Source organism: Cohnella cellulosilytica, assembly GCF_042431195.1.
GTDB classification, from domain to species: domain Bacteria; phylum Bacillota; class Bacilli; order Paenibacillales; family Paenibacillaceae; genus Cohnella; species Cohnella cellulosilytica.
Genome location: NZ_JBHMDN010000020.1, coordinates 25,819 through 52,601 on the forward strand (window position 1 = coordinate 25,819; position 26,783 = coordinate 52,601).

The window sequence follows — 26,783 nt, forward strand, 5'->3', positions numbered from 1 at the left end:
AAGGAGGGAATTTATTGTGAAAATTTCGAATATTCAGTCCAATGTCTATCGATTGCCGCCAAGCGTGCCTTGGGAGGATGCGACGAACAAGGTCGACGGGTTGGAGTTTATTGTCGTGGAGGTGCAGGCCGACAACGGGATGACCGGCATCGGCCTGAGCTACACAGTCGATATCGGAGGAACGGCGATCCGGACGCTGATCGACGACTATCTGGCGAACCTTGTGCTCGGCATGAATCCGCTCGATTACGAGCGCATCTGGAACAAGCTGCAGAGGCAGTCCCGGCGGCTGGGGCTTGGCGTCAATTCGATGGCCATCGCGGCGATCGACGTGGCGGTCTGGGACCTGATCGGCAAAATCCACGGCCAGCCGCTCTACAAGCTGCTCGGCGGAGCGCGCGACCGGATTCCGGCCTACATCAGCGAGATCGATCTGCGAAGCGGCGGAACGACGGAGCAATTGACGGACCGGGTGAAGGACTATATCCGGCAGGGGTACGACACGGTCAAGATCAAGATCGGCAAGCCCGAGCTGGAGGAGGATATCGAACGAATCTCCAAGGTTCAGGAGCTGCTCGGGCCGGGCGGAACGGTGCTCGTCGATCTGAATCAGAAGTGGAGCGCGGCGGAAGCGATCCAGAAGGGTGCCCGTCTCGACCGGCTGAATCTCGGCTGGATCGAAGAGCCGACGCTGATGCATGACGTGCAGGGGCACCGTCAATTGAAGCAGGCGATTCGCACGCCGATTGCGCTGGGAGAGAGCCTGTACAGTCGGCAGCAATTCCTTGAATATTTGCGGGCGGACGCGGTGGACATCGTGCAGGCCGACGTCGCCTTCGTGGGGGGCATTACGGAATGGCTGAAAATCGCCCATCTCGCCAACGCCTTCGGTAAGCCCGTCGCTCCGCACTTTATGATGGAGCTGTCGCTTCATTTGCTGTGCGGCGTTCAGAACAGCTTCATGCTGGAGAATGTCGTCGGGGGCTCGTTGACCGAGCTGGGTCTGCTGGAGACGCCGATTGAGGTGAAGAACGGCATGGGCGTGCCTTCCGAGCTTCCCGGACACGGCATCGTGTTCGACCGTGAGGCGCTGCGCAAGCACCTGCTCGATCCGGCGAAGCTGAGGGACTCTTTTGCCGGGGGCAGTAAATAAAGGGGGACGAGAAGACGATGCAAACGTGGAATTCCGACGACGAGCTGTTTCGATTGATCAAGACCGAGCTGTATACGCCTGTCGTGGGCGATATTTTGGACGTGAAGGGACGGTACCACCAGTTTCTGCCGCAGCCGATTCAGCCGATGAAGGAGGCGATGGTCATCGCGGGACGGGCGATGCCCGTCTTGATGATCGACGTATACGGGGAGCAGGAGAAGCCGTTCGGCCTGCTGACGGAAGCGCTGGACCAGCTGCAGCCCGGGGAGGTGTACATCGCTTCCGGGGGACAAATGCGCTGCGCGTACTGGGGAGAGCTGCTGACGGCTACGGCCAAAAAGAGAGGCGCGGTCGGAGCGATCGTGAACGGCTTCCACAGGGATACGCCGATGGTGCTGGAGCAGAGCTGGCCGGTCTTCTCCCGGGGAAGATTTGCGCAGGACTCCTCCGTCCGCACGCAGGTCGTCAATTACCGATGCCCGATTGAGGTAGGCGAGGTGTGGATCAATCCGGGGGATTTGATCTTCGCGGATCTGGATGGCGTGCTTGTCATTCCCCAGGAACTGGAGCGGGAAGTCATCGCAGAAGCGCTGCAAAAGGTCCGCGGGGAGAAAGTCGTGCGCCGGGAGGTCGAGAACGGAATGTCCAGTACGGAGGCTTTCCAAAAGTACGGCATCTTGTAGAGGCCGGCCGAACGATCCGTCTCGATGCCGAAAACCGGACTTTTTGAACACGCATTTACGGGAGGACAACATGAAAATCGTCAAGTTCGAGACATGGTGGGTGCAGAGAAACGAAAGCTTGTTCGATGCCAAGAGGCAGGGCAACAGCCGGATGCCATGGGACGTCGTTGTCGTCAAGCTGACGACCGACAGCGGGATCGAAGGAATCGCGACGGCGCTGGCCGCGCGGTCGGGCGCGGTGACGGAAGCCTATCTGCACGACAACATCGCGCCGATCGTGATGGGAAGAGATCCCCACGACCGCGAGGCGATCTGGCACGAGCTGTGGAACGTCGACCGGCACCTGGGGTTTTTCCCCGTCTATCTGCCCGGACCGGTCGACGTCGCGCTGTGGGACATCGCGGCCAAGGCGGCGGACCTGCCGCTCTACAAATATATGGGGGCATGCCGGAAGCGGCTGCCGGTGTATGCCAGCGGACTGTTTCACGAGACGGTCGAGGAATACGTGAACGAGGCGCTGCACTACAAGTCGCTCGGAATCCGCGCCTACAAAGCGCATCCTCCCGGCCCGTGGCAGCTGGATATGAGCATTCATCAGGCTTTGCGGGACGCTGTCGGGGACGAGCACGTGCTGATGACGGATCCGGTCGCGGAATACAGCCTGGACGAGGCGATCAAGGTCGGACGTCATCTGGAGCAGTTGAACTATTTGTGGTTCGAAGAGCCGTTCAGGGATTTCGAGGTGAACAAGTACAGGCAGCTGTGCGCCGCGCTGGACATTCCGGTCGCCGCGACGGAGACGACCCGGGGCTGCCATTGGGGCGTCGCGCAATCGATCGCCGGGGACGCCGCGGATATCGTCCGGGCGGACGTATCCTGGAAGCACGGAATTACCGGAACGCTGAAGATCGCCCATCTCGCGGAAGCGTTCGGTCTTCGGTGCGAGATTCACACGACGACGATGAACTACATGGATATCGTCAACCTGCACGTATCGTGCGCGATTCGGAACTGCGAATACTTCGAGTATTTCGTGCCGGAGGACCGGTTCCAGCTTCCGATGAAAGGACGTCTGCCGATCGACGCGGAGGGGATGATCACGGTGCCGGAGGCGCCCGGCGTCGGAGCGGAGCTGGATTGGGAGCTCATCGAGCGGCTGTGCGTGTCCCATCGAACGATGGAAGCTTAGGAAGGGAGGACGGAGATGAAATGGCGAATCCATTTGATTTGGTCGGAATGCTGGCGCTCGTCACCGGGGGAGGAACGGGGCTTGGACTCGGCATTGCCCGCGCGATCGTGGGCGCCGGCGGCAAGGTCGTGCTGACGGGCAGAAGAGAGGAAACGCTGCAGAGCGCCTGCGAAGAGATGGGACCGGACTCGGCCTACGCCGTGCACGATATCGACCGCTTGGAGACGATTCCCGGGCTGGTCCGGGAGGTTGAGGACCGGTTCGGACCGATCGCGATTCTCGTCAACAACGCCGGAAACCACCTGAAGAGAAGCGCCGTGGAGACGGACGACGCGAGCTTCGCAAAGGTGCTGAGCACGCACGTGCAGGGCGGGTTCGCGCTCGCGCGGGAGACCGCGAAGCGCATGGTGCCGCGGGGGACGGGGTCGATCCTGTTCGTCGGCTCCATGGCGGCGATCATGGGAATCCCGCAAGTCGTCGCCTATTCCGCGGCGAAGACGGCGGTCGCGGGGATGGCGCGAGCGTTGGCGAGCGAGCTGTCTCCTCACGGAATCAGAGTGAATACAATCGTTCCCGGCTGGATCGAGAGCGAGATGACGCGCAAGGCGTTCGAGGGCGACCCGGAGCGGGCGCGAAAAATTCTGTCCCGCACTCCCGCCGGACGCTTGGGAACCTCCGAGGACATCGGCCAAGCGGTCGTCTACCTCAGCTCTCCCGCGGCCCGTTTCGTCACGGGGGTCGATTTGCGCGTCGACGGGGGAGCGGGCATCGGATTTTAAGTCGACTTCGCTTCCCGGCATGCCGGAAAATGCAGCCGAATTTCGGCTCGTGACGAGATACAGGGGCTTGGACGCAAGCCTCTCGATTTTTCCGCGGAGGCGGCGGACGAGCGCCGCCGCTTTCCGTTGGTCGCTTAGACCGTTCAGACGTCAGCCGTTCTGCGGATAATCGGTTCCGTATCCCGATCCCGGTGCCGCAGCGGGAAGTACGAGCATGCGGCGGGAAACCGAACGAAACAAAAAAATAAAAAAAATCGCTAAAGGGCTTGCAATCATCACGAGTATTTGCTATATTATTTCTTGTCGCCTCAAGCGCTTCGGGCTGCAAGAACAAGCGACATACGAATGCGAATATGCGGAAATAGCTCAGTGGTAGAGCATCTCGTTGCCAACGAGAAGGTCGCGGGTTCGAATCCCGTTTTCCGCTCCATATATGCGCCCTTAGCTCAGCTGGATAGAGCGTTTGACTACGAATCAAAAGGCCGGGAGTTCGAATCTCTCAGGGCGCGCCAGTTTTACTTACAGCTTGTCGGGACGTAGCTCAGCTTGGTAGAGCACCTGGTTTGGGACCAGGGGGTCGCATGTTCGAATCGTGTCGTCCCGACCATTTAAAGTTTTGTTGCGCGGGTGTAGTTCAATGGTAGAACTTCAGCCTTCCAAGCTGATAGCGTGGGTTCGATTCCCATCACCCGCTCCATTATGATTCGCGCAGAGCCTTCGGGCTTTTTTTTGACTCCGGTCGCTGAACGAGGCTTCAACTTCATATCGTCGGGACGTAGCTCAGCTTGGTAGAGCGCTTGGTTCGGGTCCAAGAGGTCGCATGTTCAAATCGTGTCGTCCCGACCATCCTAACATCAACAAACCGCGGCTTAACGGCCGCGGTTTTTTATATTTATGCCCGGGCATACCCGCAATGTGCCAAGGGAATACTGACAAGCCTCTATCCCGCTTGCATGCGGAGATGGACGGCTTTTTTTGGTGACCTTGGAAAGCGTGTGCGTTCAGGAACTCCGTTATCTTCACAGCCGTTATTATCCGAAAAGTATACGAACGTATAATTCCGTTCCGACGCAAGGGCGTGTTACTTTTGAGAACAGAGTGCGGCGGTTCGGAGAGGGCGAGCCGCCGAACGCTCAATACGAACATGCGCTGGAGGATGTGCGGTGAATTCAGGAATCGAAAACGGGAAATTACGCAAGAAAACGAAAGGATGGCTGCTCCTGTCCGTCCTGCTGCTATTGACGAACGCTTGGGGACTTGGGCCGGACAACCGGGCGGAAGCGTCGTCCGACAAGCTGATTATTTATGAGGAACAACTGAACGAAGCATTCGAAGACTATAGCTGGGCGCAGGTAGATCTGGCCGAGTCGGGCGTTGTTCATGGCGGAAGCCGGTCGATCCGCATGAAGCCGGATGATGACGACGGCCTCTACCTGTACAGCAATCGCGCGATTTTTACGGCGGACTATTCCGCGCTGGAGTTCTGGGCGAACGGCGGCGCAGGCGGCGGCCAGCAGCTCGAAATCGTGCTGCAATCGGGCGGAGAGCCGATTGTCGCCCTGCCGCTGAGCGCTTCGTCGTTCGTCCGGGATCAATGGACCAAGGTGAGCGTGGATTTGCAGGGGCTGCAAACGATCGCAGGGGTATTCGACGGCATTCTGATCCGCGGAACCGCCGGGAAACAGCAGGCTGACGTCTATCTGGACGATCTGATGCTTCTGGGCGGACCAAAGGAAGATCAGGAGTCTCCGGGAAGCGAGGACGATCCGGTTGTGGTACCGGATGAATCCGAGGAGCCTTCCACCGGCGAAGATGAGACGCCCGCCGGCGGAGGAACGCATTCGCCGGAATACGGGGAAGCAGACATTATGGTGTATGAGGATAACGGCTTGAATCCGGCGTTTCAGGATAACAGCTGGGCGCAGCACAATTGGCAGGACACCGCTTACGTGTATGCCGGCGAGAGCGCCGTATCCTTCGATCCCGGCAATCGGGGCGGACTTTATATGTACAAGGATAGCGGCGTGGTCGAGGTGAAAGCTTACGACCGGCTCGTCTTCTGGATTAACGGCGGCGCGGCCGGAGGGCAGCGGATCGACCTCGTATTCAACTCCGGGGGCGAAGAAGCCGCCCGCATGGACGTCGGCGGCCTTATCGAAGGCGGCCGGATTCCCGCGAAGGGCTGGACACAAGTTACGGTCGACTTGCAGGCTCTGCAGCTGAAGAACGGAATTTTCGACGGCATCCTGTTTCAAGGAGCGAAGGACGGAGCGCAAGCGGCCGTGTATCTCGACGATATTCAACTGCTGGAGAAATACGTGGCTCCGCCGGCGTTGATCGAAGGCGTGCTGTCGCAGTACGGAATGGTGCTGGCGCCGGGCGACCAAGCAGCCTTAAGCTTCGAGGCGCGCTACGCCGACGGGACGAGCGCCGATGTCAGCCGTCAGGCCGTGTGGACCTCCAGCGATCCGTCCGTGGCGACGGTGGAGCAAGGCACGCTGACCGCGGTCGGCGCCGGCCTGGTCAAGATCACCGCGGCATACGGCGAAGCGAACGCTGCAATGTACGCGCAAGTCACGAACTACGAAGCCGAGCCCGTGTTCGACGATCATCTTGCGGCCGGCTACAGCGATTGGAGTTGGGGCACGCAGAACTTCGCCAATTCAGCGCCGGTCGCCTCCGGCAGCCGATCGATCTCCTTCGCGGCCAAAGGCTATGAAGGCATCTGGATGCACCGCGACGTGACGATGGATCTCACCGGCTTCTACGGTCTGACGCTGAAAGTGTACGGAGGCTCGGGCGGCGGTCAGCAGCTGAGAGTCAATCTGATGGACGGCCGCAATTTCGTCGGGGATTTCGATCTGTCCGTCCAGCTTCCGGAGGGCGTTCCGGCAGACCGGTGGACCGAGGTGAAGCTGAAATTTGCCGATCTGGGCATGAGCGAGCTCAGCTTCGACGGCATTGTCGTATCCGCTTGGGGCGAAGAGGACCAGGGAACCGTTTATTTCGACGACGTGAGCCTGCTGAAGACGACTTCTCCGATTCAACTGCCCGAGCCGGAACTGCCGGCCGTGCAGGTAACGATCGATTCCGCGCAGCCGCTCAACACGCTTAGCCCCGGTATTTTCGGCTTGAATTTCGAGGACTCGCCCTCCGACAATCGTTCGGAGATCCGCGTGCCGATCAAGCGCTGGGGCGGCAACCAGATGACGCGCTACAATTGGCAGCTCAATACGACGAACCGCGGCGGAGATTGGTATTTCCTGAACGTGCCGTACGACGACGAAGGTCCGTCCAAGCTGCCGGAAGAAACCTTGTCCGACCGATTTATTCGCGATTCGATCGATACGGACACGGAGGTACTGCTGCAGCTTCCGACGATCGGCTGGACGCCGAAGAGCCGCGAGATCGGCTGGAGCTTCTCGGAGCGGAAATACGGGGAGCAGCAGAGCGACGAGTGCGACTGGCGCGAGGAATGGTGCAGGGCGGATGCCGGCAACGGAAAACGCAAGGACGGCAGCTACTTGACGGGCAACGACCCCGAGGACACGTCCAAGCAAGTCGGCCCCGATTTCATCGCCGATTGGGTCGAACACGTGCAAAGCCGCTTCGGAGACGCCGTGCACAATTACGCGCTCGACAACGAGCCGATGCTGTGGGGACACGCCCATTGGGACGTTCATCCGCAGATGACGACTTACGACGAAGTATGGGACTACACGCAGGCCTACGGGCAGGCCGTCAAGGAAGCCGATCCGCAGGCGAATATTTTCGGTCCGGTGCCTTGGGGCTGGTGCGAGTACTTTTATTCCGCGCTGGACGGCTGCTCGCCGGGTCCGGATATGGACGCCCACGACGGCAAGCCGTACCTGGAATGGCTGCTCGGCAAAAACGAAGACTACCGCGAGCAAAACGGCGTGCGCCTGATCGACACGCTGGACATTCATTATTATCCCGCGGAAGACAACGTGGCCTTCTCCAGCGACGAATCGCCGGCCATGACGAAGCGGCGGTTCAACTCGCTCAAGTCATTATACGATCCGGATTTCGTCGATCCGTCGTCATGGATTCAGGAGCCGGTGCGGCTGATCCCGCGCATGCGCGAGCTGATCGACGGCACGTCGCCGGGCATGAAGCTCTCCATCTCCGAATATAACTTCGGGGACGGCAGCGGAATCGGCAGCGGTCTGGCGCAAGCGGAGGCATTGGCTTTGTTCGCCCGCGAAGGCGTCGATTACGCGATGCGCTGGGGAGCGCTGGAAGCGGACACCCCGCTCGAGGACGCCTTCAAGCTGTACCTGGATTACGACGGACAAGGCAGCCGGGTGGAAGGAGAGGTCGTCGGGACGAGCAGCTCGAACCGGGACGCGGTCGGCGCTTATACGATTGTGTCGCCGCAGGGCCGAACCTTCGTGCTGCTGTTCAACAAAGATTCGGCTCCCCGTCAGACCTCTCTGACGGCGGACTCCAGCCTGTCCGGAACGGCCGAGGTATACCGGTTCGAAGCGCGCAAGCGTCTTTACAAGGCGGGCGACGTGCAAGTCGCCGACGAAGGCTTGACGCTGACGCTGCCTGCGAAATCGGCAACCTTGCTGGCGATCAATTAAATACGAGGTTGAGAGAGACGCTTCTCCTGATAGGAGGGCGTCTCTTTCTTTGTTTAAAGATTCAGAAAGGATAAAATTCGCTATTCTATCCTGAATCGTCTTCGACAAAACGCAATTCTGTGTCAAGAGGACGCCGAAGGCGTTTTTGCTTGCAAGGAGGGGTTTACCGAAAACGAAATTGCTTCTAGAATAAGGAGACAGCATTTGCATAAGCATCGGATGAATAGCCGGAGATCGGCATAAGGAGCGAGGGGGATGAATAGCGTAATCGGCGTCGACGAGGGTCCGGAAAATATTTTTATCGCGGAACGCGATCAGCAGCTCGCTCTGTTCGGCCAATATTTGTCGGAAGGAATCGCGGACGGCAAACGGATCTGGAACATCTACGGCACGGCCGGCATCGGCAAGAGCTTCCTCATGGACGCGTACCGCAGGATGGCGCTGCGCGCGGGAGCACTGATGCTGTTCCTGGACAGCCGGGATTTCAATCATACGGCGGACCAGTTCTGCCGACGGCTGCTGAGACAGGTGCAGCAGGTCGGAAGAGCGGATGCGCCCGCAAGCTTGCCGGAGGGAGAAACGGATGCGTTGGAAGCCTGCTTAAACGCCTTGCTTCAAATTTCCGCAAGCGCGAAGGTCGTTGTGGCGCTGGACACCTATGAAGAAATGGGCGAGCTGGACGGATGGCTGCGGGAACGGTTCTTCAAGCAGCTGCCGCCTGACGTTCTGCTGCTGCTCGCCGGTCGATACAAGCTGAAGGACCAGTGGATCGTCGCGCCCGCCCTGCGCGAGCAGATTCGCTACATGCCGCTCGGCCATCTGAGCGATGCGGCTTGCGACGCTTATTTGCGTCATTCCGGCATCTTGGACGACGAGCAGGTTGCCCGCATTCGGCTTAAGACGCACGGGCACCCGCTCGCGCTGTCGCTGTCCGCTTTTATCGGCACGCAGGCGGATTGGAGCGGAGACGGGACCGACGAGGCGGAATGGTTCGATCACTTGGCGAAGGCATGGCTGCGGGAGGTTCCGGACGCCCGGCTGCGCCAACTGGTGGAGGCAGCGGCCGTGCTGCTTCACGTCAATCGCGAAGTGCTGCAGTATATTATGGACAAGGAAATCGACGACGAAGCTTTCGAGCGGTTGATCGGGCTGTCGTTCGTCCGCCGCACGGATCGGGGCTGGATGCTGCACGACCTGGTTCGCGGGGCCATGCGCAAGCAGCTGGAGGAACGTACGCCGGCTTACTACGAGAAATTGAGAAGCAGGGCGGCTCATTATTTTGCGGCCCGCATTCGCCATTCGTCCGCTTATCGCAATACCGAGTGGGAAGTGGGAGAGCTGTTTTATTATACGGGCGGCGGTCTCGTTCGGGCCTCCATTCAGGCGCAGGCGAGAGGCAGATACGCTTGGGAAACGTTGACATCGGATAACGCGGACGAAGGCGAGCGCTATCTGAGCAGACGGAGGGGAGCGGCGACTCCGCTGACGCTTACTTTGGTGGATCCGGATACGGCGGTTCGGTACGACAATTTCGAAGGCGAAGAAGCGATGACGCTGGCGGTCAAGGATTTGGATTTGCGCGCCTGGATTGCGCTCGACTCTCGGTCGGTTATGCTGCTCCGATCCGCGGACGGAGAGGCGGTCGGCCTGGCGGCCATTATTCCGATCCATGCGAAGACGCTCGCTTATTTGCGCGGCGATCCGTTCGCCGGTCCTTATCTGTCATCGCTGACGCCCGACGAATATAGAAGACTTGAAGTCGCGCCTCCCGGGCAGGCCGGGTGGTTTATTCGATCCATCGATTTTGTCGATTGGAGCCGTCCGGACCTGGCCATCGAGGCCATGTTCCTGATGTTTTCCTATATGTGCGCGGGGGGACTGTTCGTCGCTTCTCCTCCGCCGGCGCCTTTTTTCGGAGAGGTTCACAGAACGCTCGGTTTTCAGGCCGTTCCCGGTCTGCTGCATCGGAACTACGACGGACGAACGCCAACGCCGACCTTCGTGCTGGATACGCGCGGGGAGAAGCTGGAGGCGTTCCTCGCTTTCCTGCTGAAGCGGGGCGGGTTTCCCGAAGAGACGACGATAACCGCCGCCGGCGGGTTGGACGAACGGCTGACGGAACGGGAACGTGAGGTGGCCGCGCTCGTGCTGGACGGAATGACCAATGCCGAGATTGCCGCGGAATTGTTCGTCAGCGAAATTACCGTAAAGAAACATGTCAGCTCGATCTACGGGAAGCTGTCGGTAAAGGGACGAGGGCAGCTGATCAAGCTGCTCGTCGGGAAGTCCGGCCGAGTCGCGCAATAGGCTAACAGAATATTCGAGCTTGCCCGCATCGATTCCGATGCGGGCTTTTTGGTTTGTTGCGGCGTGCGCCCCGCGATTCGCGGGCCTCAAAACTATACTTGCGTATAATACCCCGGCCGCCCGACTGGTGTTACAGTGAATATCGCAGCAGTCATTATAACAAAGGAGAGCACAAAACCATGATGGAATATGACGATCGCCGGACGATCGAAAATCCGATGATAGGGGATCGCGTCACCTTCGTGAAAACCGCGGTGGAAACGGGTGGCGAATACGAGCTGGTGCAGGTTGTGCTGCAGCCCGGCGGAGGCACTCCGCTTCACTATCACACGACGTACTCCGAGCAATTCGAAGTGGAGGAAGGGGAGCTGCACATCGACTGCGACGGCCGTACGCACGTGCTGCGGCCGGGAGATCGGGTCAATGCTCCTGTACGCTCGATTCACCGGTTTTACAATCCCGGCACGCAGCCCGTCGTCTTCCTGACGACAATTAAGCCGGCGCGGCATTTTGAAACTTTCCTGCGCATGTCCTACGGGTTGGCGCGCGACGGTAAAGTACGGCAAAGCGGCCTTCCGAAAAGCTTGTGGCATGCCGCGGTGTTTTTCCATTGGGGAGAGACGTACATGCCGAACGTTCCGCTGACGGCGCAGAAAGTCATTTTCGGCGTTCTTTATCGGATCGCGCGAATGCTGAACGTCGAGAAACAGCTGATACGGGCTTACTTGAACGGCTAACGAAGAGAGGAGCTGGAACGGGAATGTCCAGAAAAATGATTGTCGGCGCGACTCTGTATTTGGTGATCGGCGTGTTGATGGGGATGGGCATGTCGATGACGGAGAACTACACGCTAAGCCCGGTGCATGCGCATATCAATTTGCTCGGATGGGTGTCGATGGCGTTGGGAGGCATCCTCTATCATCTGTTTCCGAATGCGGCGAAATCCAGACTCGGCAAATGGCACTTCTGGCTGCACATGATCGGCATTCCGCTGATGATGGCGGGCTTGGCAAGCCTGCTGTTGACGGAGAATTCCAGTTTCGTTCCGCTGGTGTCCGTCGGGGGCGTCATGGTCGTTGCGGGCGCCGTTTTGTTGATGATCAATGCGGCCAAGCATATGCGTTAACCGCGCCATTCGAATCATGAGGCAAAGGAGAGAAAAAATTCAAAATGGGACGCAAAATGCGTAAAACGCTGAACCTCTTGCTGGTGGTCGCGCTCGGCGTCGGCGGTCTGTTGCCGCAGGTCGCCGAAACGCGCGCGGCCGCAGCGGATCGAGCGGCAAACGGCGCGATCTCGGACAATGGTCTTCGCAGCTTGCTGGCCGAGCTGACGCCCGAAGCATTTGCGGAGGCGTCAGGTACGCTTGCGGCTCCGCTGCTCGACCCGCTGCCCGCTCTTACGAACGAAGAGAGCATCGTTGTGGCCGGCAGCGCGCCGACAGACGCCGAGGTTACCGTGACCTACAGCGTCTCTTACGACCCGAACGATCCCGTAACCCGGGAGGAGCTCGCCGTGCTTATGCGGCGATTTGCCGGGACGCAGGGCTTCGCTCCCTCGCTGTCTGCGGGGGATGCATCGGAGCTCGATCGTTTCGCGGATGCGCGGAACGTATCCGATTGGGCGCGGGAAGCGGTAGGGCTAGCCGTTCGGCAGCGCTGGATGCAGGGCATGACGGAGACGGAGCTTAACCCGCACGGGCAAGCAAGCCGGGCGCAGGCCGCCTCGCTGCTCCTGAGATTGCTCACAAGCCTGGGCGTTATCGAACAATAGCTTTTCGCGCAACGGCACGGAATCCACGATTCCGTGCCGTTGTTTTCGAAACGCGTTTTTTTAACGATTCAGTAAAAAATCCCCTATCCGTATCCGAGTCGTCTCCGAATGATCCGCGCGGCGATCGCTTGCCCGCAGGGTTGATTAATCCCGGTTTCTGCCGCATAATAGATGTAGAGAATTTGTTAAACGTCGGGACGTAGCTCAGCTTGGTAGAGCGCTTGGTTCGGGTCCAAGAGGTCGCATGTTCAAATCGTGTCGTCCCGACCATACAGTTAAGATATCGCGGCCCTTGGGCCGTGTTTTTTTAGCTTTTGCTTCTATGTTTCGGAAAAGATGACTTTGCCTTGTTGCCGCATACTGATCCGAAGTTGTTTCACTAAATCATTTCATGTGGGGCGCTTTAATCCCTTTTAGACTTTATAACCAAAAACAAGAATACGCCGCGTGTTCGCCCAAGGTCCTTTTTTGTATTCGTGATATCCCGCTAATGGCATGATCGTGGAAAGTTGGCTGCGAATGGTTTCGATCAATTCAATTTGAAAGCGTTCGGTTTCTTGAGGGGTAAAATGAATACTGTGTATATTGGCAATCCGATTTAATCCGGTCTGGGCAAAAATAATTTTGCGCATTACTCGGAATGCTGCTTCTTAAGATATTGAATAGCTTCTTCAGCCGTATACATCCTTCCGGCCTTGATATCTTCGTCAGATGCCAGCAACATTTTCTGTAATTCCAAATCAGCTTCGATTTCGGAGGCAATGTCGTTCGTTTCGGCGCGATCGGCATGTTTCGTAATCACCGTCAATTTCACTTCCGTGCCAAAAACGTCGGCTATGACTTCATTCCGACCATGAAGAAGACTCCATAGCGATTTCTGAGTCTGACTATCCAATGTGATTTTCTTCAAGCCCGCCATTTTCTATCAGCTCCTTACGTCTGATTATAACCTGTTATGAAATGAATGGATACAATTCAGACTCGCGCCTGGAGAAGCATTAGGCGAAAAATAGGTTGGAGATTTAATAGATATTGTCAAGGCTTGGACAGGGACAACCGAAGTCTGCGATCTCCGTTCGCCCAGAAGATCTGATTGGAAATCGGCTTGGGCTCATGTTGATATGCCATCTGCACCAGCTCGAGGAAGCCGGAGTGTTTGGCCTGGGCGCGTGCCAGTTCCAGCGTATCCATACGATTTTTCGCAACATAGACGATTGCCATATCCTGTGCCGGTACAGCGATAAGAAAGTTAGGCGGCAAATGCCCCTGCGACAGGTCAGGCAGAAAAAACTGGTGCTGAAACGGATAGTCGGATTTGGCGAATACCTGGAAGTGTCCGTTGCTCGTTGGGGACGGCATGATCATATGGACCGAATTCCAGCCCCGCTTGCGAAGATTGACGAACGCCTGCTGCTTGATTTCTTCCTCGTTCATATAGACGAGTACCGGTTCGATCAGCTGTTTCGTCAAAAACAGGTAATAGGAGATATGATTCTCGATGAAAGCCGTTTGCATGGACGGAACATCGGCGCTTTTCAACATCTGCTCGCCGTCCTTCTGATGTTTGAAGAAATCCGCTGCCCGGAGGGACGGATAAATATTGAATAGGTCGATGCCTATAGAACCGTTCAGACTCCGTTGCGCGACATATTCCGCTGCCTTGAACTGGGCGTTGAGGAAATCGATCACACGGTTCAATTCGCCGGTTCGGGAATAGTCATGCCACAAGCTTTGAAGAAACAACGTCCCGGACAGGCTCGAGTCCGTATACGTGTACCGGTGCGTAAGCTCGTCCTCTCCCGGAGCGAACCGGATAGCCGGATGGAGCTCGGCGGCGCGCTCCAGTACGAATCGGGCTAACTCGGCTTTCGTTTCGAACGTTCTCGCAATCATGTGATCTCTCCTTTTCAGATTAGTCCGTACTGCGCGCTGTCCGATTTTTCGAATTTTTCCCTGTCTGCAGGTAGACAAAAAAAGCACGCGCCGCCGCACCTCCTGCTTCCAGCAGAAGATACGGTGGGCGCGTGCTTCGCGTCCCGACTTTTTTGTTTCTCAATGTCCTTATTTTATGGAATGTGTAATGATTTGTCAAACCGACCGGCCCAATATCGGCAAAATTCGGTGCGCGGATGCTCTCTCACGGCCAAGGCTCCAGCTGGCTCTTGCGTTTCTCCCGGCACGGTTCGCACCGTTTCGGCGGCTCCCAGCCGCGCATACGGAACTTGTCCTGCTCCTCGACGGTCCACTCTTCCCATTGTTTTAACAGCAGCTCCGACCTGTATTCGATCAGGATATCCCATCCCCGAACGTCAGCGAACGAAAATACCCGTATGCCGGGTTGTTGTCCAGCCCGAGCGCAAGCAGTTTCTTGTCGCGCGAGCCTTTCAAAATTTTGGCCAGCATGCTTCGGCCGGCTTGTCCGGCAATCCAATCGCCTGCAAGCAGCATGGCTCGCACATCGTCTTCCGTTACTGTGAGGGGGAGATTCGTCATAGGAACAAGGCCTCTCGGCTTCTTTTTTTGGGTATAATTATATCATAATTGATCCGGTTAATCTTATTGGCTTGCGTGAGAACGATTAGTCGCGCCGTGCGCGGGGAGTGCGGCAATTATTTCGAAAATCCGCAAAAAGGACGTCGGGAAGAGCCGGCAAACACGATATTTATCACGAAATGATGAATTAAAAGGAGATTTTCGCCGACCAATGTAGTATGATAAAAGTTAGAGCTTTTGGTGAACGATCGGTGAACAATGAGCTTGGTGATTCAGAAAGTATGAAATTCGCTCTCTTATCTGATATCGTCTCCGACAAAAACGGGCTCATCGTCCTATGGACGCCGCAGGCGTTTTTGCTCGGTGATTCAGAAAGTATAAAATTCGCATACTTATCTGAATCACCTCCGACATAAACGTTATCCCGCCGATCCCAAGGACGGCGTAAGCCGTTTATGCTTGGCTAGGCTTGTTTTCAAGTGTGATCGCTCGGAGAGTCGGCAATTCCCGTCCTAAGGGGCGGTTTGACATTCTAAATTTCGAGAAGCAAGGTTTGGGGTGAGTGAGATGACGGAAACGACTGTAAGTCAACGTTCCCCTTCCAATCATCTGCTGCGTAGAGACGTGCGCTTTCTGGGCAACATTCTGGGAGAAGTGCTCGTGCATCAGGGCGGTCGGGAGCTGCTGGAACATGTCGAGAAAATACGGGAAATGAGCAAGGCGCTGCGCGCGGAGTATTTGCCGGAATTGTACGAAGGATTCATTCAAACCGTCAGAGGCTTGGAGCCGGGAATCCGACACCAGGTCATTCGGGCGTTCGCGATCTATTTCCAGCTCGTGAACATCGCGGAGCAGAACCATCGCATTCGGCGCAAGCGCGATTACGAGCGTTCCGCCGGAGAGTCGGTTCAGCCGGGGTCGATCGAGAGCGTCGTACAGGATTTGAAGGAGAAAAACCTGCCCGTGGACGAGGTGCGCCATATTCTGGACGGTATTTCGCTGGAGCTGGTCATGACGGCCCACCCGACGGAAGCGACGCGCCGGGACGTGCTGGACATTCACAAGCGGATCGCGGACGAAGTGATGGAGCTGGACAACCCGACGCTGACGTATCGCGAACGGGAGAAGCTGCGCGAGAAGCTGCAGAACGAAGTGCTGACCCTGTGGCAGACCGACGAGCTGCGGGATCGCAAGCCGACCGTGCTCGACGAAGTGCGCAACGGCATGTACTATTTTCACGAGACGCTGTTCGAGGTTCTGCCTAACGTATACGAAGAGCTGGAGCGCTGTCTGACGAAGTATTATCCGGAAGAGCGGTGGCACGTGCCGACCTATCTGCGCTTCGGATCGTGGATCGGCGGCGACCGCGACGGCAACCCGTCGGTTACGGCGGAGGTAACGTGGCAGACGCTGAAGATGCAGCGCAACCTGGCGATTCACAAGTACGAGAACAGCCTTCGCGAGCTGAGCCGTCAGCTCAGCTTCAGCACGACGATCGTGAACGTGTCGGAGGAGCTTCTGGCGTCGATTAAGCAGGACGGCGAGAACGTGGAGCTGAAGACGGTCGAGGCGTGGACGAACGACAAGGAGCCTTACCGCGTCAAGCTGAGATACATGCTGCAGAAGCTGAAGAATATGAGGGAAGAGCAGTTCGAGGGCACGAAGCAGCGGTACGCGTCCGTCGAGGAGTTCAAGGCGGATATCGAGATTATCGACCGCAGCCTTCGCCACCACTATGCGGACTTTGTGGCGGATTCGCACCTGAAGAAGCTGATCCGTCAAGCCGAGCTGTTCGGGTTCCATCTGGCCGCGCTGGACGTTCGCCAGCACAGCAAGGAACACGAGAACGCGATGACGGAGCTGCTGGCCAAGGCCGGCGTCACGGGCGCGTACGCGGAGCTGGAGGAGCAGGAGAAAATCGATCTGCTTCACGGCTTGCTCGGCAGCGACGAGAAGCTGCTGCGGGACGGCATCGAGCTGAGCGAGTCCAGCCAGGAATGCCTGGACGTCTACGAGACGATCTATAAAGCGCAGCGGGAATTCGGAACGGCTTGCATTACGAGTTATCTGATCAGCATGTCCGAAGCCGCCAGCGACATTCTGGAAGTGATGGTCTTCGCGAAGGAAGCGGGCTTGTTCGGCCGCGACGGGAACGGCAACGTGTTCTGTACGCTGCAAGCGGCGCCGCTGTTCGAAACGATCGACGACCTGCACGCCGCGCCGCAGATTATGGATACGCTGTTCAAGCTGCCGGTATACCGGCAGAGCGTAGCCGCCATGGGCGATCTGCACGAGATCATGCTCGGCTACTCGGACAGCAACAAGGACGGCGGCATGGTGACGGCGAACTGGGAGCTGCGGGTAGCGCTGAACGAGCTTACGCGGACGGGCAAGTCGCATAACGTCCGCCTCAAGTTCTTCCACGGCCGCGGAGGCGCGCTTGGCCGCGGAGGCATGCCGCTGAACCGGAGCATTATGGCGCAGCCGCCCCATACGATCGGCGGCGGCATCAAGATTACGGAGCAGGGCGAAGTGCTGTCTTCCCGGTATTCGATGAAGGGAATCGCCTACCGCAGCCTGGAGCAGGCTACGGGCGCGCTGATTACGGCCGCTTATCTGTCTCGCAACCCGGAGCAGGAGCGTTCCACCGAGTCGCAATGGGAAGAAATCATGCGCGACATTTCCGTCGACGCCCAGACGAAGTATCAGGACTTGATTTTCCGCGATCCGGATTTCATGACGTTCTTCAAGGAGTCGACTCCGCTTCCGGAGGTCGGGGAGCTGAACATCGGCTCGCGGCCTTCCAAGCGCAAGGGCAGCGACCGCTTCGAGGATCTGCGCGCGATTCCGTGGGTGTTCGCCTGGACGCAGAGCCGGTATCTGCTGCCGGCCTGGTACGCCGCGGGCACGGCTTTCTCGAAGTTCGTGGGCGGCGATTCGGCCCGGCTGGAGACGCTGCGCACGATGTACCGCGAATATTCGTTCTTCCAGTCGCTGATCGACAATTTGCAGATGGCGCTCGGCAAGGCCGACTTGATGATCGCCCGGCAGTATGCGGGCATGATCGAGGATGCGACGATCAAAGACCGCATTTTCTCCCAGATCGAGGAAGAGTACGCGAAGACGCAGGATCTGATTCTTGCCATTACGGGGCAGGACGATATTCTGGATAACGTTCCGGTCATTCAGGAATCGATTCGATTGCGCAATCCTTACGTCGACCCGCTGAGCTATATGCAGGTTCAGCTTCTGACCGAGCTCAGGGGCTTGCGCTCGCAGAACGGGGACGACGCGGAGCTGCTGCGCGAAGTGCTGCTTACGATTAACGGCATAGCCGCCGGGCTCCGCAATACGGGCTGATTGATAAGCGAGTGGGAAGGGCCCGGGCGAAATCCCGGGTCCTTTTGCGGCTTTTGGCGGACGAAGCGTTCGCGCGGGAAGGCCGGGAGGCTGGTTCCCGCGATTTTACGAGTCGATTCGATGCGGATCGCCTTGCTTTTTCGGTTTCCGTGGATTACGATTTTGCTAGCCCGGATTTTCCCGGAACCGCATTTCCCTTGATTAGCTTTCATTACTCATTCTCACAGGCATCATGGCAGCGCAACGCAAGCCCCGGCAGGCTGCGGACGGGAAAGAAGGTGAGTCGCAACATTGAAGCCAGTTGAGACGCGATTGGCGCGTTTGGCCCTGAAAGGGGATCAGCGGGCGTTCGCCGAGATCGTTGACATGTACAAGGACAAGCTGTACCATCTGGCCTTCCGGATGACGGGCAATCGCCAGGAGGCGGAGGACGTCGTACAGGAAACCTTCCTTCGGGTATATAAAAATTTGGACCGATACGATCAGAACCAGAAGTTCTCCACCTGGATCTACCGGATCGCCACCAATTTGTGCATCGACCGTCTGAGGAAGCGGAGGGCCGTCTATTCGCTGGACGCGGAATCGGCGGACCACGAAGGGCTGGACGGCTACGCGATGCTCCCGAGCGACGATCGGACGCCGGAGAGCGAGCTGCTGCTCTCGGAGACGCAGCGGCTGATTCAGGAGTCGATTGCGACGTTGCCGATCAAGTACAAATCGGTGATGATTTTGCGTTATCTGCAGGATTTGTCCCTTCAGGAAATTTCGGATGTTCTCGACATGCCGGTAACGACCATCAAGACGAGGGTTCACAGGGGCCGCGAGTTTTTGCGGAAGAAGCTGGAGCATAAGCTGTGACCGCGGGCGAAGCGGAACCGGCTTCGGCGCGAGCGGCTTCGCGATCGAAGGCGGACTTCGGAACCGGTTCGGTCCGGGTCCAAGGAACCGTTTTCAGCGCCGATCGGACGGCCTCTTCAAAATAGGTGAAACCGTGCAGCGTAACCGCACGTACAGTATAGAAGCATCGATAGCGGGTGAGGGGAACCCGCCGAGGAAAGGGATGGCTGATATGGATTGCAACGTCGCCGTCATGTACATGCATGATTATTTGGACGGAGAACTGGCGCGCGAGGATGTCCTACAGTTGCAGCAGCATCTGCGAGAGTGCCCCGAGTGTCGTTCCCGCTTTGAAGCGTTGGAGCGCACGGACGCGCTCGCCAAGGCTCAACCTATAGAGAAGGCTCCGAGCGATCTCGGAGACCGGATAATGAAAGCACTGCCCAGCTCCAGGCGTCCTGCGGCATGGACCTCCTGGGTTCGCCGCCATCCGGCGGTATCCGCGGCGGCCATTTTCCTGGTTGTCATGCTGTCGAGCTTCGTGTCGATGTGGAATCAGAGCCAGGAGTTTTCCGTATCGGGACCGGATTTAGAGCACGTCGTCATCGAGGGCAAGAAAGTTATCGTACCCGAAGGGCAGAAGGTCGCCGGAGACTTGACGGTCGTGAACGGGGACGTTCAGGTGCTGGGCGATCTGGACGGCAATCTGATCGTGATCGACGGTCACTTGACGCCCTTGGCGTCTACGGCGCACATCGCGGGGGAGATCAAGACGATCGATCGCGCGGTGGACTGGTTCTGGTACAAGGTAAGCTCCTTTTTCGGAACGCTCGCTTACGGTACGCAGTAAGGGTTCGACGGCATCCGACACAACGTCTCGAACGACCGCCAGAGCGGGCAGCAGGAGCCTCTCCGATGTCGGGGAGGTTTTTTTGCGTAAACGACAGGAATTCTGGGCAATAGTAGAGAAGATAATTAAGGTTACACTTATGCGCAAATTCGACATGATTCGTCGCAACTAATCCAGCGCCGGGACGGGGGGGTCGCGTCTTGGACTATTTTGCCGGGCTGACACTAAAAAATTCGATCAAAGACATCGTCGATGTGCTGATCGTCAGTTACATTATTTACAAAGTGCTTATGATGGTGCGGGGAACGCGGGCCGTTCAACTGCTGCAGGGGATTTTCCTGCTGGTGCTCGTCTGGGCGCTAAGCAACCTGCTGAACCTATATACGCTCAAATGGCTGATGAACCAAATGTTTACTTTCGGGGTCGTAACGGTGCTGATCATTTTTCAGCCGGAGCTGAGAAGGGCGTTAGAGCAGATCGGGAGAAACAAGCTGTTTCAGCGTTCGTCGCCCGAGGAGCAGGACGTTAGTCACCGGGTGAACGAGATCGTTAAATCGGTTAATTATTTGGCGCGTAGAAAAATAGGGGCGTTAATCGTGTTCGAAAGGAACACCGGACTGAACGATTACATCGAATCGGGCATCAAGATGGAGTCGAAGCTCAGCTCGGAGCTGCTCAGCAACGTGTTCATTCCGAATACGCCGCTTCACGACGGTGCCGTTATTATACGGGGCGGACTGATCATGGCCGCAGGCTGTTATTTGCCGTTGTCGGAGAATCCTTTTATCAGCAAGGAATTGGGGACTCGCCATCGGGCGGCCATCGGCATTACCGAGGTGTGCGACGCGATCTCCGTCACCGTCTCGGAGGAGACCGGGCAGATTTCGCTGGCGATCAACGGGCAGATCGTGCGGGATATCAAAGAGGAATCGCTGATCTCCAAGCTGTTCGAGGAGCTCCGGCCGCAGTTCAAGGCGAAGAGTACGGATTGGGCCTTCTGGAAGCGGAAAGAAGGTGGCAAGCGTGGATAAATGGTTAAACCAGCCTACGATCGCCAAACTGGTCGCGCTCGCTCTCGGCATACTCATGTGGGCCGTCGTACACTTCGATCCGGAGGAGTCGTCCCCGAACAACGTCGCGTCCCTGTACGATACGAAGGTGATCGAGGGCGTGATCGTTCAGCCTTACGGGCTGGACGAAAGAAATTTCGTGCTGAACGGCATGGAGCCGCTTAAGGTCAACCTGACGGTCAGGGGGACGAAGAGCGATCTTCGGGTCGCCCAGACGAAGGATTACCGAATCCGGGTTGACTTGAGAACGGTAGGCGAAGGTCAGCATACACTGCCGTTAGAAGAAAATTTGCCTAAAGGCATTACGTCGGTTCTCGTATCGCCTTCCTCGGTCGTGGTCAGCATCGAGGCGCTTCAGACGAAGGAGTTCGAAGTGGCGATTCAGACGAAGGGGAACCCCGCGAAGGGCTATAAAGTGGGAACGCCGATCCTGAAGCCGGGCAATCGGGTTCACGTCACGCTGCCCAAGAGTCAGCTGGCCGAGGCGGAGAGCGTCGGGGCGACAATCGAGATCGACGGGGAGAAGGAGACGATCAAGAGCAAGAGCGTGAAGCTGGCCGTGTACGACAAGCAGGGCAAGCCGATCGAGGACGCGATTATCGATCCGGCCGTGCTCGAGGTCGAAGTGCCGATTACGAATCCGTTTAAAACGGTGCCGCTTCAGTTCAAGATGGTCGGACAAGTGCAATCCGGTCTGGGGGTTGCTTCGTTTAAGCCCGACGTCGAGCAGGTTACGGTATACGGCCCGCAGGACGCGTTGGACAAAATCGATTTTATCGAAGTGGAAATCCCGCTTGGCGAAGTGAAGAATTCCGGGAAAATTTCCGTGCCGCTCGCGGTGGAGCCTCCGATCATCGAGATTTCTCCGTCGACGATCGACATCCAGATCGAGGTGCTGCTGTCTACGACGCGGAAGCTCGAAGGGCTTCCGATCGAGCTGACCGGCTTGGAAGAAGGGCTCATCGCCAATATTCTCGATCCGGCAACGGGCAAAGCGGATATTACGATTCAAGGCGCTCCGCAGACGCTGGACCGGCTGAAGCCGGGAGACGTCGACGTCATGGTCGATCTCAGCGGAAGAGGTCCGGGCGTGTATACTCTGCCTTTGGTCGTCAGTCTGGAGCGGTTCATGGAGCAGGTGGGCGGAACGAAGAGCATTACTGTCGAGATTATCGACGAGGCTGCGGAGGAGACGTCCGCCGAAGGGGAGGAGACTCCTCCGCCTTCTCCATCGGATGAGGAAGCGCCGGAGGAGAGCGGCACTCCACCGCCGGAGGTCGGTGAAACGCCGGGGCCTACGGCATAGCGGAAATGCATTGAGGGATTCGGATGATCAGCAAGAATGGGCAACAACAGGACAGAAGGAGCAGATAGAGACATATGGGGAAATATTTCGGAACGGACGGCGTGCGCGGGGTCGCGAATCGGGAATTGACGCCGGAATTGGCTTATCGGATTGGACGCTGCGGCGGCGTGGTGCTCGCGGGCAAGGTAAAGCGCCCGAAGGTGCTGATCGGGATGGACACTCGCATCTCGGGTCAAATGCTGGAGAGCGCTTTGACGGCGGGGCTGCTGTCGATCGGGGCGGACGTCGTGAGGATCGGCGTAGTCAGCACGCCAGCGGTTGCGTATTTGACTCGCGTGACGGGCGCCGATGCGGGCGTTATGATCTCCGCGTCGCACAATCCGGTGGCGGATAACGGAATCAAGTTTTTCGGCGGAGACGGCTACAAGCTGCTGGACGAGACGGAAGCGGAAATCGAGCGGTTGATGGACGCGGAGGAAGATGTGCTGCCTCGGCCGATCGGCGGCGATATCGGGTCGGTAACGTCCGATAAAGGCGCCAAGAGCCTGTATATCGAATATTTGAAGTCTACGGTAAGCCAGTCGTTCGCCGGCGTCAAGCTGGTGCTGGATTGCGCCCACGGGTCGGCTTACGAGCTGGCGCCGGAAATTTTTCGCGCACTGGGCGCGGAAGTGATCGCATACGGCGCGGAGCCGAACGGGCTGAATATCAACGAAGGCGTCGGCTCGACGCATCCGGAGATGCTGGCCGCCAAGGTGAAGGAGCATGGGGCCGATCTCGGCCTGGCGTTCGACGGAGACGCGGATCGGCTGATCGCGATCGACGAGAACGGCGAGGAGACGGACGGCGACTATATTTTGTGCATTTGCGGCGATGCGATGCGGCGTTCCGGCAAGCTGGCGAAGGATACGATCGTGACGACGGTGATGGCGAACATCGGGTTTTTCAAGGCGGCGGAGAAGCTGGGGCTGAATACGGCCAAGACGGCCGTCGGGGACCGTTACGTCATGGAAGAGATGGTGAACGGCGGCTACAATCTGGGCGGCGAACAGTCGGGCCACGTTATTTTCCTCGATCATAGCACGACAGGCGACGGCATCCTGACGGGATTGCAGCTGCTGGATACGATCGTCGCGTCCGGCAAGAAGCTGAGCGAGCTGAAGCAAATGATGCGCAAGTATCCGCAGGTGCTCGTGAACGTGCGGGTCGCCGACAAGTCTCGCTATCCGGGCAACACGGCGATCGCAACGGCCGTCTCTGCCGCCGAAGAGGCGCTGGGGGACAACGGACGCGTGCTCGTGCGCCCCTCCGGTACGGAGGCGCTCATCCGCGTCATGGCCGAAGGGCCGGAGCGGGAAGAGATCGAGCGCTACGTCTCCTCGATCGTCGAGGTCGTGAAGACGGAGCTGGCTTAGCGGGACGCAGGTGGGCAGTAGGTGGTGGGCGCTGCACGCGAAGCTGGAGCGCTCTGGGAGCCATGGTGGTTCGGGAAGTGGGAGTAGGGGCTCTCGCTCGCTTGTGCTCTCGGCTGGATAAGCACGTGTGAAGTGCTTAAGACGGCGGAATGTGGCATGACTGGCGATATAAGTGCGTATGACGTGCTTAAGGCGGCAGAATGTGGCGCGATTGGTGATATAAGTATGTGTGACGTGCTTAAAGTGGCGGCGAGAAGATAGTGCACGGAGTTCGAATTGCCGTAGATGAAAGTCCGCGCAGAAGAGGACGTTTTCCGACAGGGGGGCGTTCTTTTTTTTGTAGAATATCGTCATTTCCAAGGAAATATTTGCGCCCAAGTTGCATCGTCTCGGCAAAACGAATAAGATATAGGAATAGATTCTGGAATGGAAGGGCAGGGTAGGGGAGAAAAGCAGCAATAGCGCCAGAACTTGTTGCAGGATGGAAGGAAGTCGAAATGCGCGGAAATCAGGAACGGGAAAGCTGATTCGAGCGATAAGCTTCGGCGGAAGGCCATGCGAAGACAAGTTGACGAGGTGGAGGCGTTCGAAACGTTCGGCGGGGACCTCCCGGCTCATCATCGGAGCCGATAGTCGGAACTCAAACCGCCCAGGGCAACCGGGCGAACAAAATTCCGGCACGATGTTGACAGAGGATCATGATCGCAATGCGATACGATCCAGATCGATCCGGCGGCCTGTAACCGGTCGCTTGAGAGCATAATGAGGCAAGGTGGGGAAGCGGCCCCTTTATTTAATGCGGGCTTCGCGCTCCTTATCTGAATCGGTCTCCGACAGCAGGTAGCTTACTGTCGCAGGAGACGCCGGAAGCGGATATTCAGAAGGATGAAATCCGCCGTCCTTATCCGAAGGAACTCGGACATAAGCGTTATGTCGTCGTTCCGCAAGGAGGGCGACTGCCGCTTGTGCATGGAATACGGCATATGCCGCTCGTTCGGCCCGGTTGCGGGTACTCGGAGAAGCATCGAGAACCCTATAAACGGAGGCTTATATAATTATGTGCGGAATCGTTGGATATATTGGATTTAGAGAGTCGCAGCCCATTCTGATCGAGGGGCTCAAGAAGCTGGAGTACCGGGGCTACGACTCCGCCGGTATCGCCGTTCAGACGGAGCAAGGCCTGGAAGTGACGAAGACGGTAGGACGGCTGGCCAACCTGGAAAGCCGGCTAAGCGGCGATCCGCTGCGCGGAACGGTCGGCATCGGACATACGCGCTGGGCGACGCACGGCAAGCCGTCCGACGTCAACTCCCATCCGCATACGGACAATTCGTTGAAATTTTCCGTCGTGCATAACGGCATTATCGAAAATTATTTGGAACTCAAGGAAGAACTCGTGCAGGCAGGACATCGTTTTCTGTCGGAGACGGATACGGAAGTCATCTCCCACTTGATCGCGGTCGAATACGACGGGGATATCGTGAAGGCCGTTCAACGCGCGGTCAAGAAAATGAGGGGCGCATTCGCTCTCGGCGTATTGACCGAACACGAACCCGATCGTTTGGTCGCGGTGCGTTACGCTAGCCCTCTCATTATCGGCGTAGGTGACGGAGAGAAGTATATCGCGTCGGATATTCCGGCGATTCTGGAGCATACGCGCGACATTTATATTCTGAACGACGGCGAGATGGCCGTCTTGACCCGGGATGCCGTGGAGCTGCTGACGATCGAGGGCAACTTCATTTCGAAGGAAATTTTCCGCGTGGATTGGGATCTGATGACGGCGGAAAAGGCCGGCTTCGATCACTTCATGCTCAAAGAGATTCACGAGCAGCCCAAGGCTTACCGCGACACGATGCTGGGGCGGATCAGCGAGGACGGGCGTTCCGTAGAGCTTCCGGAGCTGAAAATGACGGCCGAGCAGCTGAAAGGCATTAACCGCGTGCATATCGTCGCTTGCGGCACTGCGCTGCATGCCGGGCTCGTCGGCAAAAATGTCATCGAGTCGCTCGTGCGCGTGCCTGTCGAGACGGATGTCGCTTCGGAATATCGCTACCGGTCGCCGATCATTACGCCGGATACGCTTGTCATCGTCGTTAGCCAATCCGGCGAGACAGCCGATACGCTGGCGGCGCTGCGCGAAGCGCAGCGGTGCGGAGCCCGGGTATTGGCGATTACGAATGTCGTGGGCAGCTCGGTCGCCCGCGAAGCGGACGATGTGATCATCACGCTCGCCGGACCGGAGATCGCCGTCGCATCCACCAAAGCATATTCGTCGCAGCTGATCGCTTTCTTCCTGTTCGGATTGTACTGGGCGCAGACGGTCGGCACGCAGGATGATTCCGCCGCCGCTCAGGTGCTTGCCGCGATGCAGGCTCTTCCCGAGCAGGTCGAGAAAATTCTCGCGCAGGCCGAGACGATCAAGGAAGTGGCGGAATCGATCTCGCACCACAGCAGCCTGTTCTTCATCGGACGCGGCGTCGATTACGCGGTGGCGATGGAAGGCTCGCTCAAGCTGAAGGAGATTTCGTATATTCACTCCGAGGCCTATGCGGCGGGAGAGCTCAAGCACGGCACGTTGGCGTTGATTGAGGAAGGCACGCCGGTCATCGCGCTCCTCACGCAGGAGGACCTGTACGAAAAAATGCTTAGCAACATTAAAGAAACGAAAGCACGCGGCGCCCACGTTTTGGGCATAGTGAATGAAGGGCACGAGCAGGAGACAGCCAAGTCGGTCGATCGCCTCTTTGCAATTCCGCGTACGCTGCCGCTGCTGACTCCGGCTTTGTCGGTCGTCCCGTTGCAGCTGTTGTCCTATTATGCCTCCCTCGCTCTGGGGCATGACGTGGATAAACCGCGGAATTTGGCCAAGAGTGTTACGGTGGAGTGATTTTGGAAAGTAAAAAGTGTAGTTGTCCAATGATAAAAGTCATGAACCAGTAAAAATGCCGTGAACTAGTA

General features: G+C 57.7%; 20 protein-coding genes and 6 tRNA genes. 22 read left to right on the forward strand and 4 right to left on the reverse strand.

The annotated features are described in order from the left end of the window. Window positions 1–16 precede the first annotated feature (16 nt). The 15 genes from ACFFT4_RS15385 to ACFFT4_RS15455 all read left to right on the forward strand — a co-directional run bounded on the left by ACFFT4_RS15385 (window position 17) and on the right by ACFFT4_RS15455 (window position 12,761). Entirely contained in the window at window positions 17–1,153 is a 1,137-nt protein-coding gene (locus ACFFT4_RS15385; protein ID WP_378049049.1) for a mandelate racemase/muconate lactonizing enzyme family protein, read from the forward strand. A gap of 17 nt (window positions 1,154–1,170) precedes the next feature. Beyond that, on the forward strand, window positions 1,171–1,836 hold the full coding sequence (locus ACFFT4_RS15390) for an RraA family protein (protein ID WP_378049051.1): 666 nt from the start codon (window positions 1,171–1,173) through the stop codon (window positions 1,834–1,836). A 70-nt stretch (window positions 1,837–1,906) separates the two neighbouring features. Then, window positions 1,907–3,025: an enolase C-terminal domain-like protein gene (locus tag ACFFT4_RS15395; RefSeq protein WP_378049053.1), complete on the forward strand. Its 1,119-nt coding sequence runs from the start codon at window positions 1,907–1,909 to the stop codon at window positions 3,023–3,025. A gap of 20 nt (window positions 3,026–3,045) precedes the next feature. Further along, entirely contained in the window at window positions 3,046–3,804 is a 759-nt protein-coding gene (locus tag ACFFT4_RS15400; protein ID WP_378049055.1) for an SDR family NAD(P)-dependent oxidoreductase, read from the forward strand. 355 nt (window positions 3,805–4,159) lie between these two features. Next, window positions 4,160–4,234 (forward strand) — tRNA-Gly (locus tag ACFFT4_RS15405). 5 nt (window positions 4,235–4,239) lie between these two features. Then, window positions 4,240–4,316: transfer RNA gene (locus ACFFT4_RS15410), tRNA-Arg, on the forward strand. An 18-nt stretch (window positions 4,317–4,334) separates the two neighbouring features. Further along, window positions 4,335–4,411: transfer RNA gene (locus ACFFT4_RS15415), tRNA-Pro, on the forward strand. 16 nt (window positions 4,412–4,427) lie between these two features. Continuing rightward, window positions 4,428–4,501, forward strand: a tRNA-Gly gene (locus ACFFT4_RS15420). A gap of 72 nt (window positions 4,502–4,573) precedes the next feature. Further along, window positions 4,574–4,650, forward strand: a tRNA-Pro gene (locus ACFFT4_RS15425). Between the two features lie 317 nt (window positions 4,651–4,967). Then, window positions 4,968–8,411: a glycoside hydrolase family 44 protein gene (locus tag ACFFT4_RS15430; RefSeq protein ID WP_378049057.1), complete on the forward strand. Its 3,444-nt coding sequence runs from the start codon at window positions 4,968–4,970 to the stop codon at window positions 8,409–8,411. 255 nt (window positions 8,412–8,666) lie between these two features. After that, entirely contained in the window at window positions 8,667–10,718 is a 2,052-nt protein-coding gene (locus ACFFT4_RS15435; protein ID WP_378049059.1) for a LuxR C-terminal-related transcriptional regulator, read from the forward strand. Window positions 10,719–10,897: 179 nt separating this feature from the next. Further along, complete coding sequence (locus ACFFT4_RS15440; RefSeq protein ID WP_378049061.1) at window positions 10,898–11,455, forward strand: cupin domain-containing protein; 558 nt, start codon at window positions 10,898–10,900, stop codon at window positions 11,453–11,455. 23 nt (window positions 11,456–11,478) lie between these two features. Further along, on the forward strand, window positions 11,479–11,844 hold the full coding sequence (locus tag ACFFT4_RS15445; RefSeq protein WP_378049063.1) for a cytochrome-c oxidase: 366 nt from the start codon (window positions 11,479–11,481) through the stop codon (window positions 11,842–11,844). Between the two features lie 44 nt (window positions 11,845–11,888). Further along, entirely contained in the window at window positions 11,889–12,491 is a 603-nt protein-coding gene (locus tag ACFFT4_RS15450; protein ID WP_378049064.1) for an S-layer homology domain-containing protein, read from the forward strand. Between the two features lie 193 nt (window positions 12,492–12,684). Beyond that, window positions 12,685–12,761 (forward strand) — tRNA-Pro (locus tag ACFFT4_RS15455). A gap of 143 nt (window positions 12,762–12,904) precedes the next feature. Here ACFFT4_RS15455 and ACFFT4_RS15460 read toward each other — a convergent pair. From ACFFT4_RS15460 to ACFFT4_RS15475, 4 genes are all read right to left on the reverse strand, one after another. Beyond that, window positions 12,905–13,123 carry a hypothetical protein gene (locus ACFFT4_RS15460; RefSeq protein ID WP_378049066.1) on the reverse strand — a complete coding sequence of 73 codons (219 nt, stop codon included), beginning with the start codon at window positions 13,121–13,123 and terminating at the stop codon, window positions 12,905–12,907. Next, window positions 13,123–13,410, reverse strand: coding sequence for a hypothetical protein (locus ACFFT4_RS15465; RefSeq protein ID WP_378049068.1), 288 nt, complete (start codon window positions 13,408–13,410; stop codon window positions 13,123–13,125). The genes ACFFT4_RS15460 and ACFFT4_RS15465 overlap by 1 nt, the downstream gene beginning before the upstream one ends. A 116-nt stretch (window positions 13,411–13,526) precedes the next feature. Further along, window positions 13,527–14,384 (reverse strand): DUF1444 domain-containing protein, encoded by an 858-nt coding sequence (locus ACFFT4_RS15470; protein WP_378049070.1) that lies wholly within the window; start codon window positions 14,382–14,384, stop codon window positions 13,527–13,529. Window positions 14,385–14,777: 393 nt separating this feature from the next. Further along, on the reverse strand, window positions 14,778–14,984 hold the full coding sequence (locus tag ACFFT4_RS15475) for an RQC domain-containing protein (RefSeq protein WP_378049072.1): 207 nt from the start codon (window positions 14,982–14,984) through the stop codon (window positions 14,778–14,780). Between the two features lie 567 nt (window positions 14,985–15,551). Between ACFFT4_RS15475 and ppc the strand changes: the two genes are divergently transcribed. The 7 genes from ppc (at window position 15,552) to glmS (ending at window position 26,712) form a co-directional block, all read left to right on the forward strand. Continuing rightward, complete coding sequence (gene ppc / locus ACFFT4_RS15480; protein ID WP_378049074.1) at window positions 15,552–18,344, forward strand: phosphoenolpyruvate carboxylase; 2,793 nt, start codon at window positions 15,552–15,554, stop codon at window positions 18,342–18,344. 291 nt (window positions 18,345–18,635) lie between these two features. After that, window positions 18,636–19,202 carry an RNA polymerase sigma factor SigW gene (gene sigW, locus ACFFT4_RS15485; RefSeq protein ID WP_378049076.1) on the forward strand — a complete coding sequence of 189 codons (567 nt, stop codon included), beginning with the start codon at window positions 18,636–18,638 and terminating at the stop codon, window positions 19,200–19,202. A 211-nt stretch (window positions 19,203–19,413) separates the two neighbouring features. Next, window positions 19,414–20,031 carry a zf-HC2 domain-containing protein gene (locus ACFFT4_RS15490; RefSeq protein ID WP_378049078.1) on the forward strand — a complete coding sequence of 206 codons (618 nt, stop codon included), beginning with the start codon at window positions 19,414–19,416 and terminating at the stop codon, window positions 20,029–20,031. Between the two features lie 200 nt (window positions 20,032–20,231). Continuing rightward, a complete protein-coding gene (cdaA, locus tag ACFFT4_RS15495) occupies window positions 20,232–21,062 on the forward strand; it encodes a diadenylate cyclase CdaA (protein ID WP_378049080.1) in 831 nt (276 codons plus the stop codon). Further along, on the forward strand, window positions 21,055–22,407 hold the full coding sequence (locus ACFFT4_RS15500; protein WP_378049081.1) for a CdaR family protein: 1,353 nt from the start codon (window positions 21,055–21,057) through the stop codon (window positions 22,405–22,407). The genes cdaA and ACFFT4_RS15500 overlap by 8 nt, the downstream gene beginning before the upstream one ends. A gap of 74 nt (window positions 22,408–22,481) precedes the next feature. Further along, entirely contained in the window at window positions 22,482–23,822 is a 1,341-nt protein-coding gene (gene glmM, locus ACFFT4_RS15505) for a phosphoglucosamine mutase (RefSeq protein ID WP_378049083.1), read from the forward strand. A gap of 1,057 nt (window positions 23,823–24,879) precedes the next feature. Further along, complete coding sequence (gene glmS, locus ACFFT4_RS15510; protein WP_378049085.1) at window positions 24,880–26,712, forward strand: glutamine--fructose-6-phosphate transaminase (isomerizing); 1,833 nt, start codon at window positions 24,880–24,882, stop codon at window positions 26,710–26,712. Window positions 26,713–26,783 lie beyond the last annotated feature (71 nt).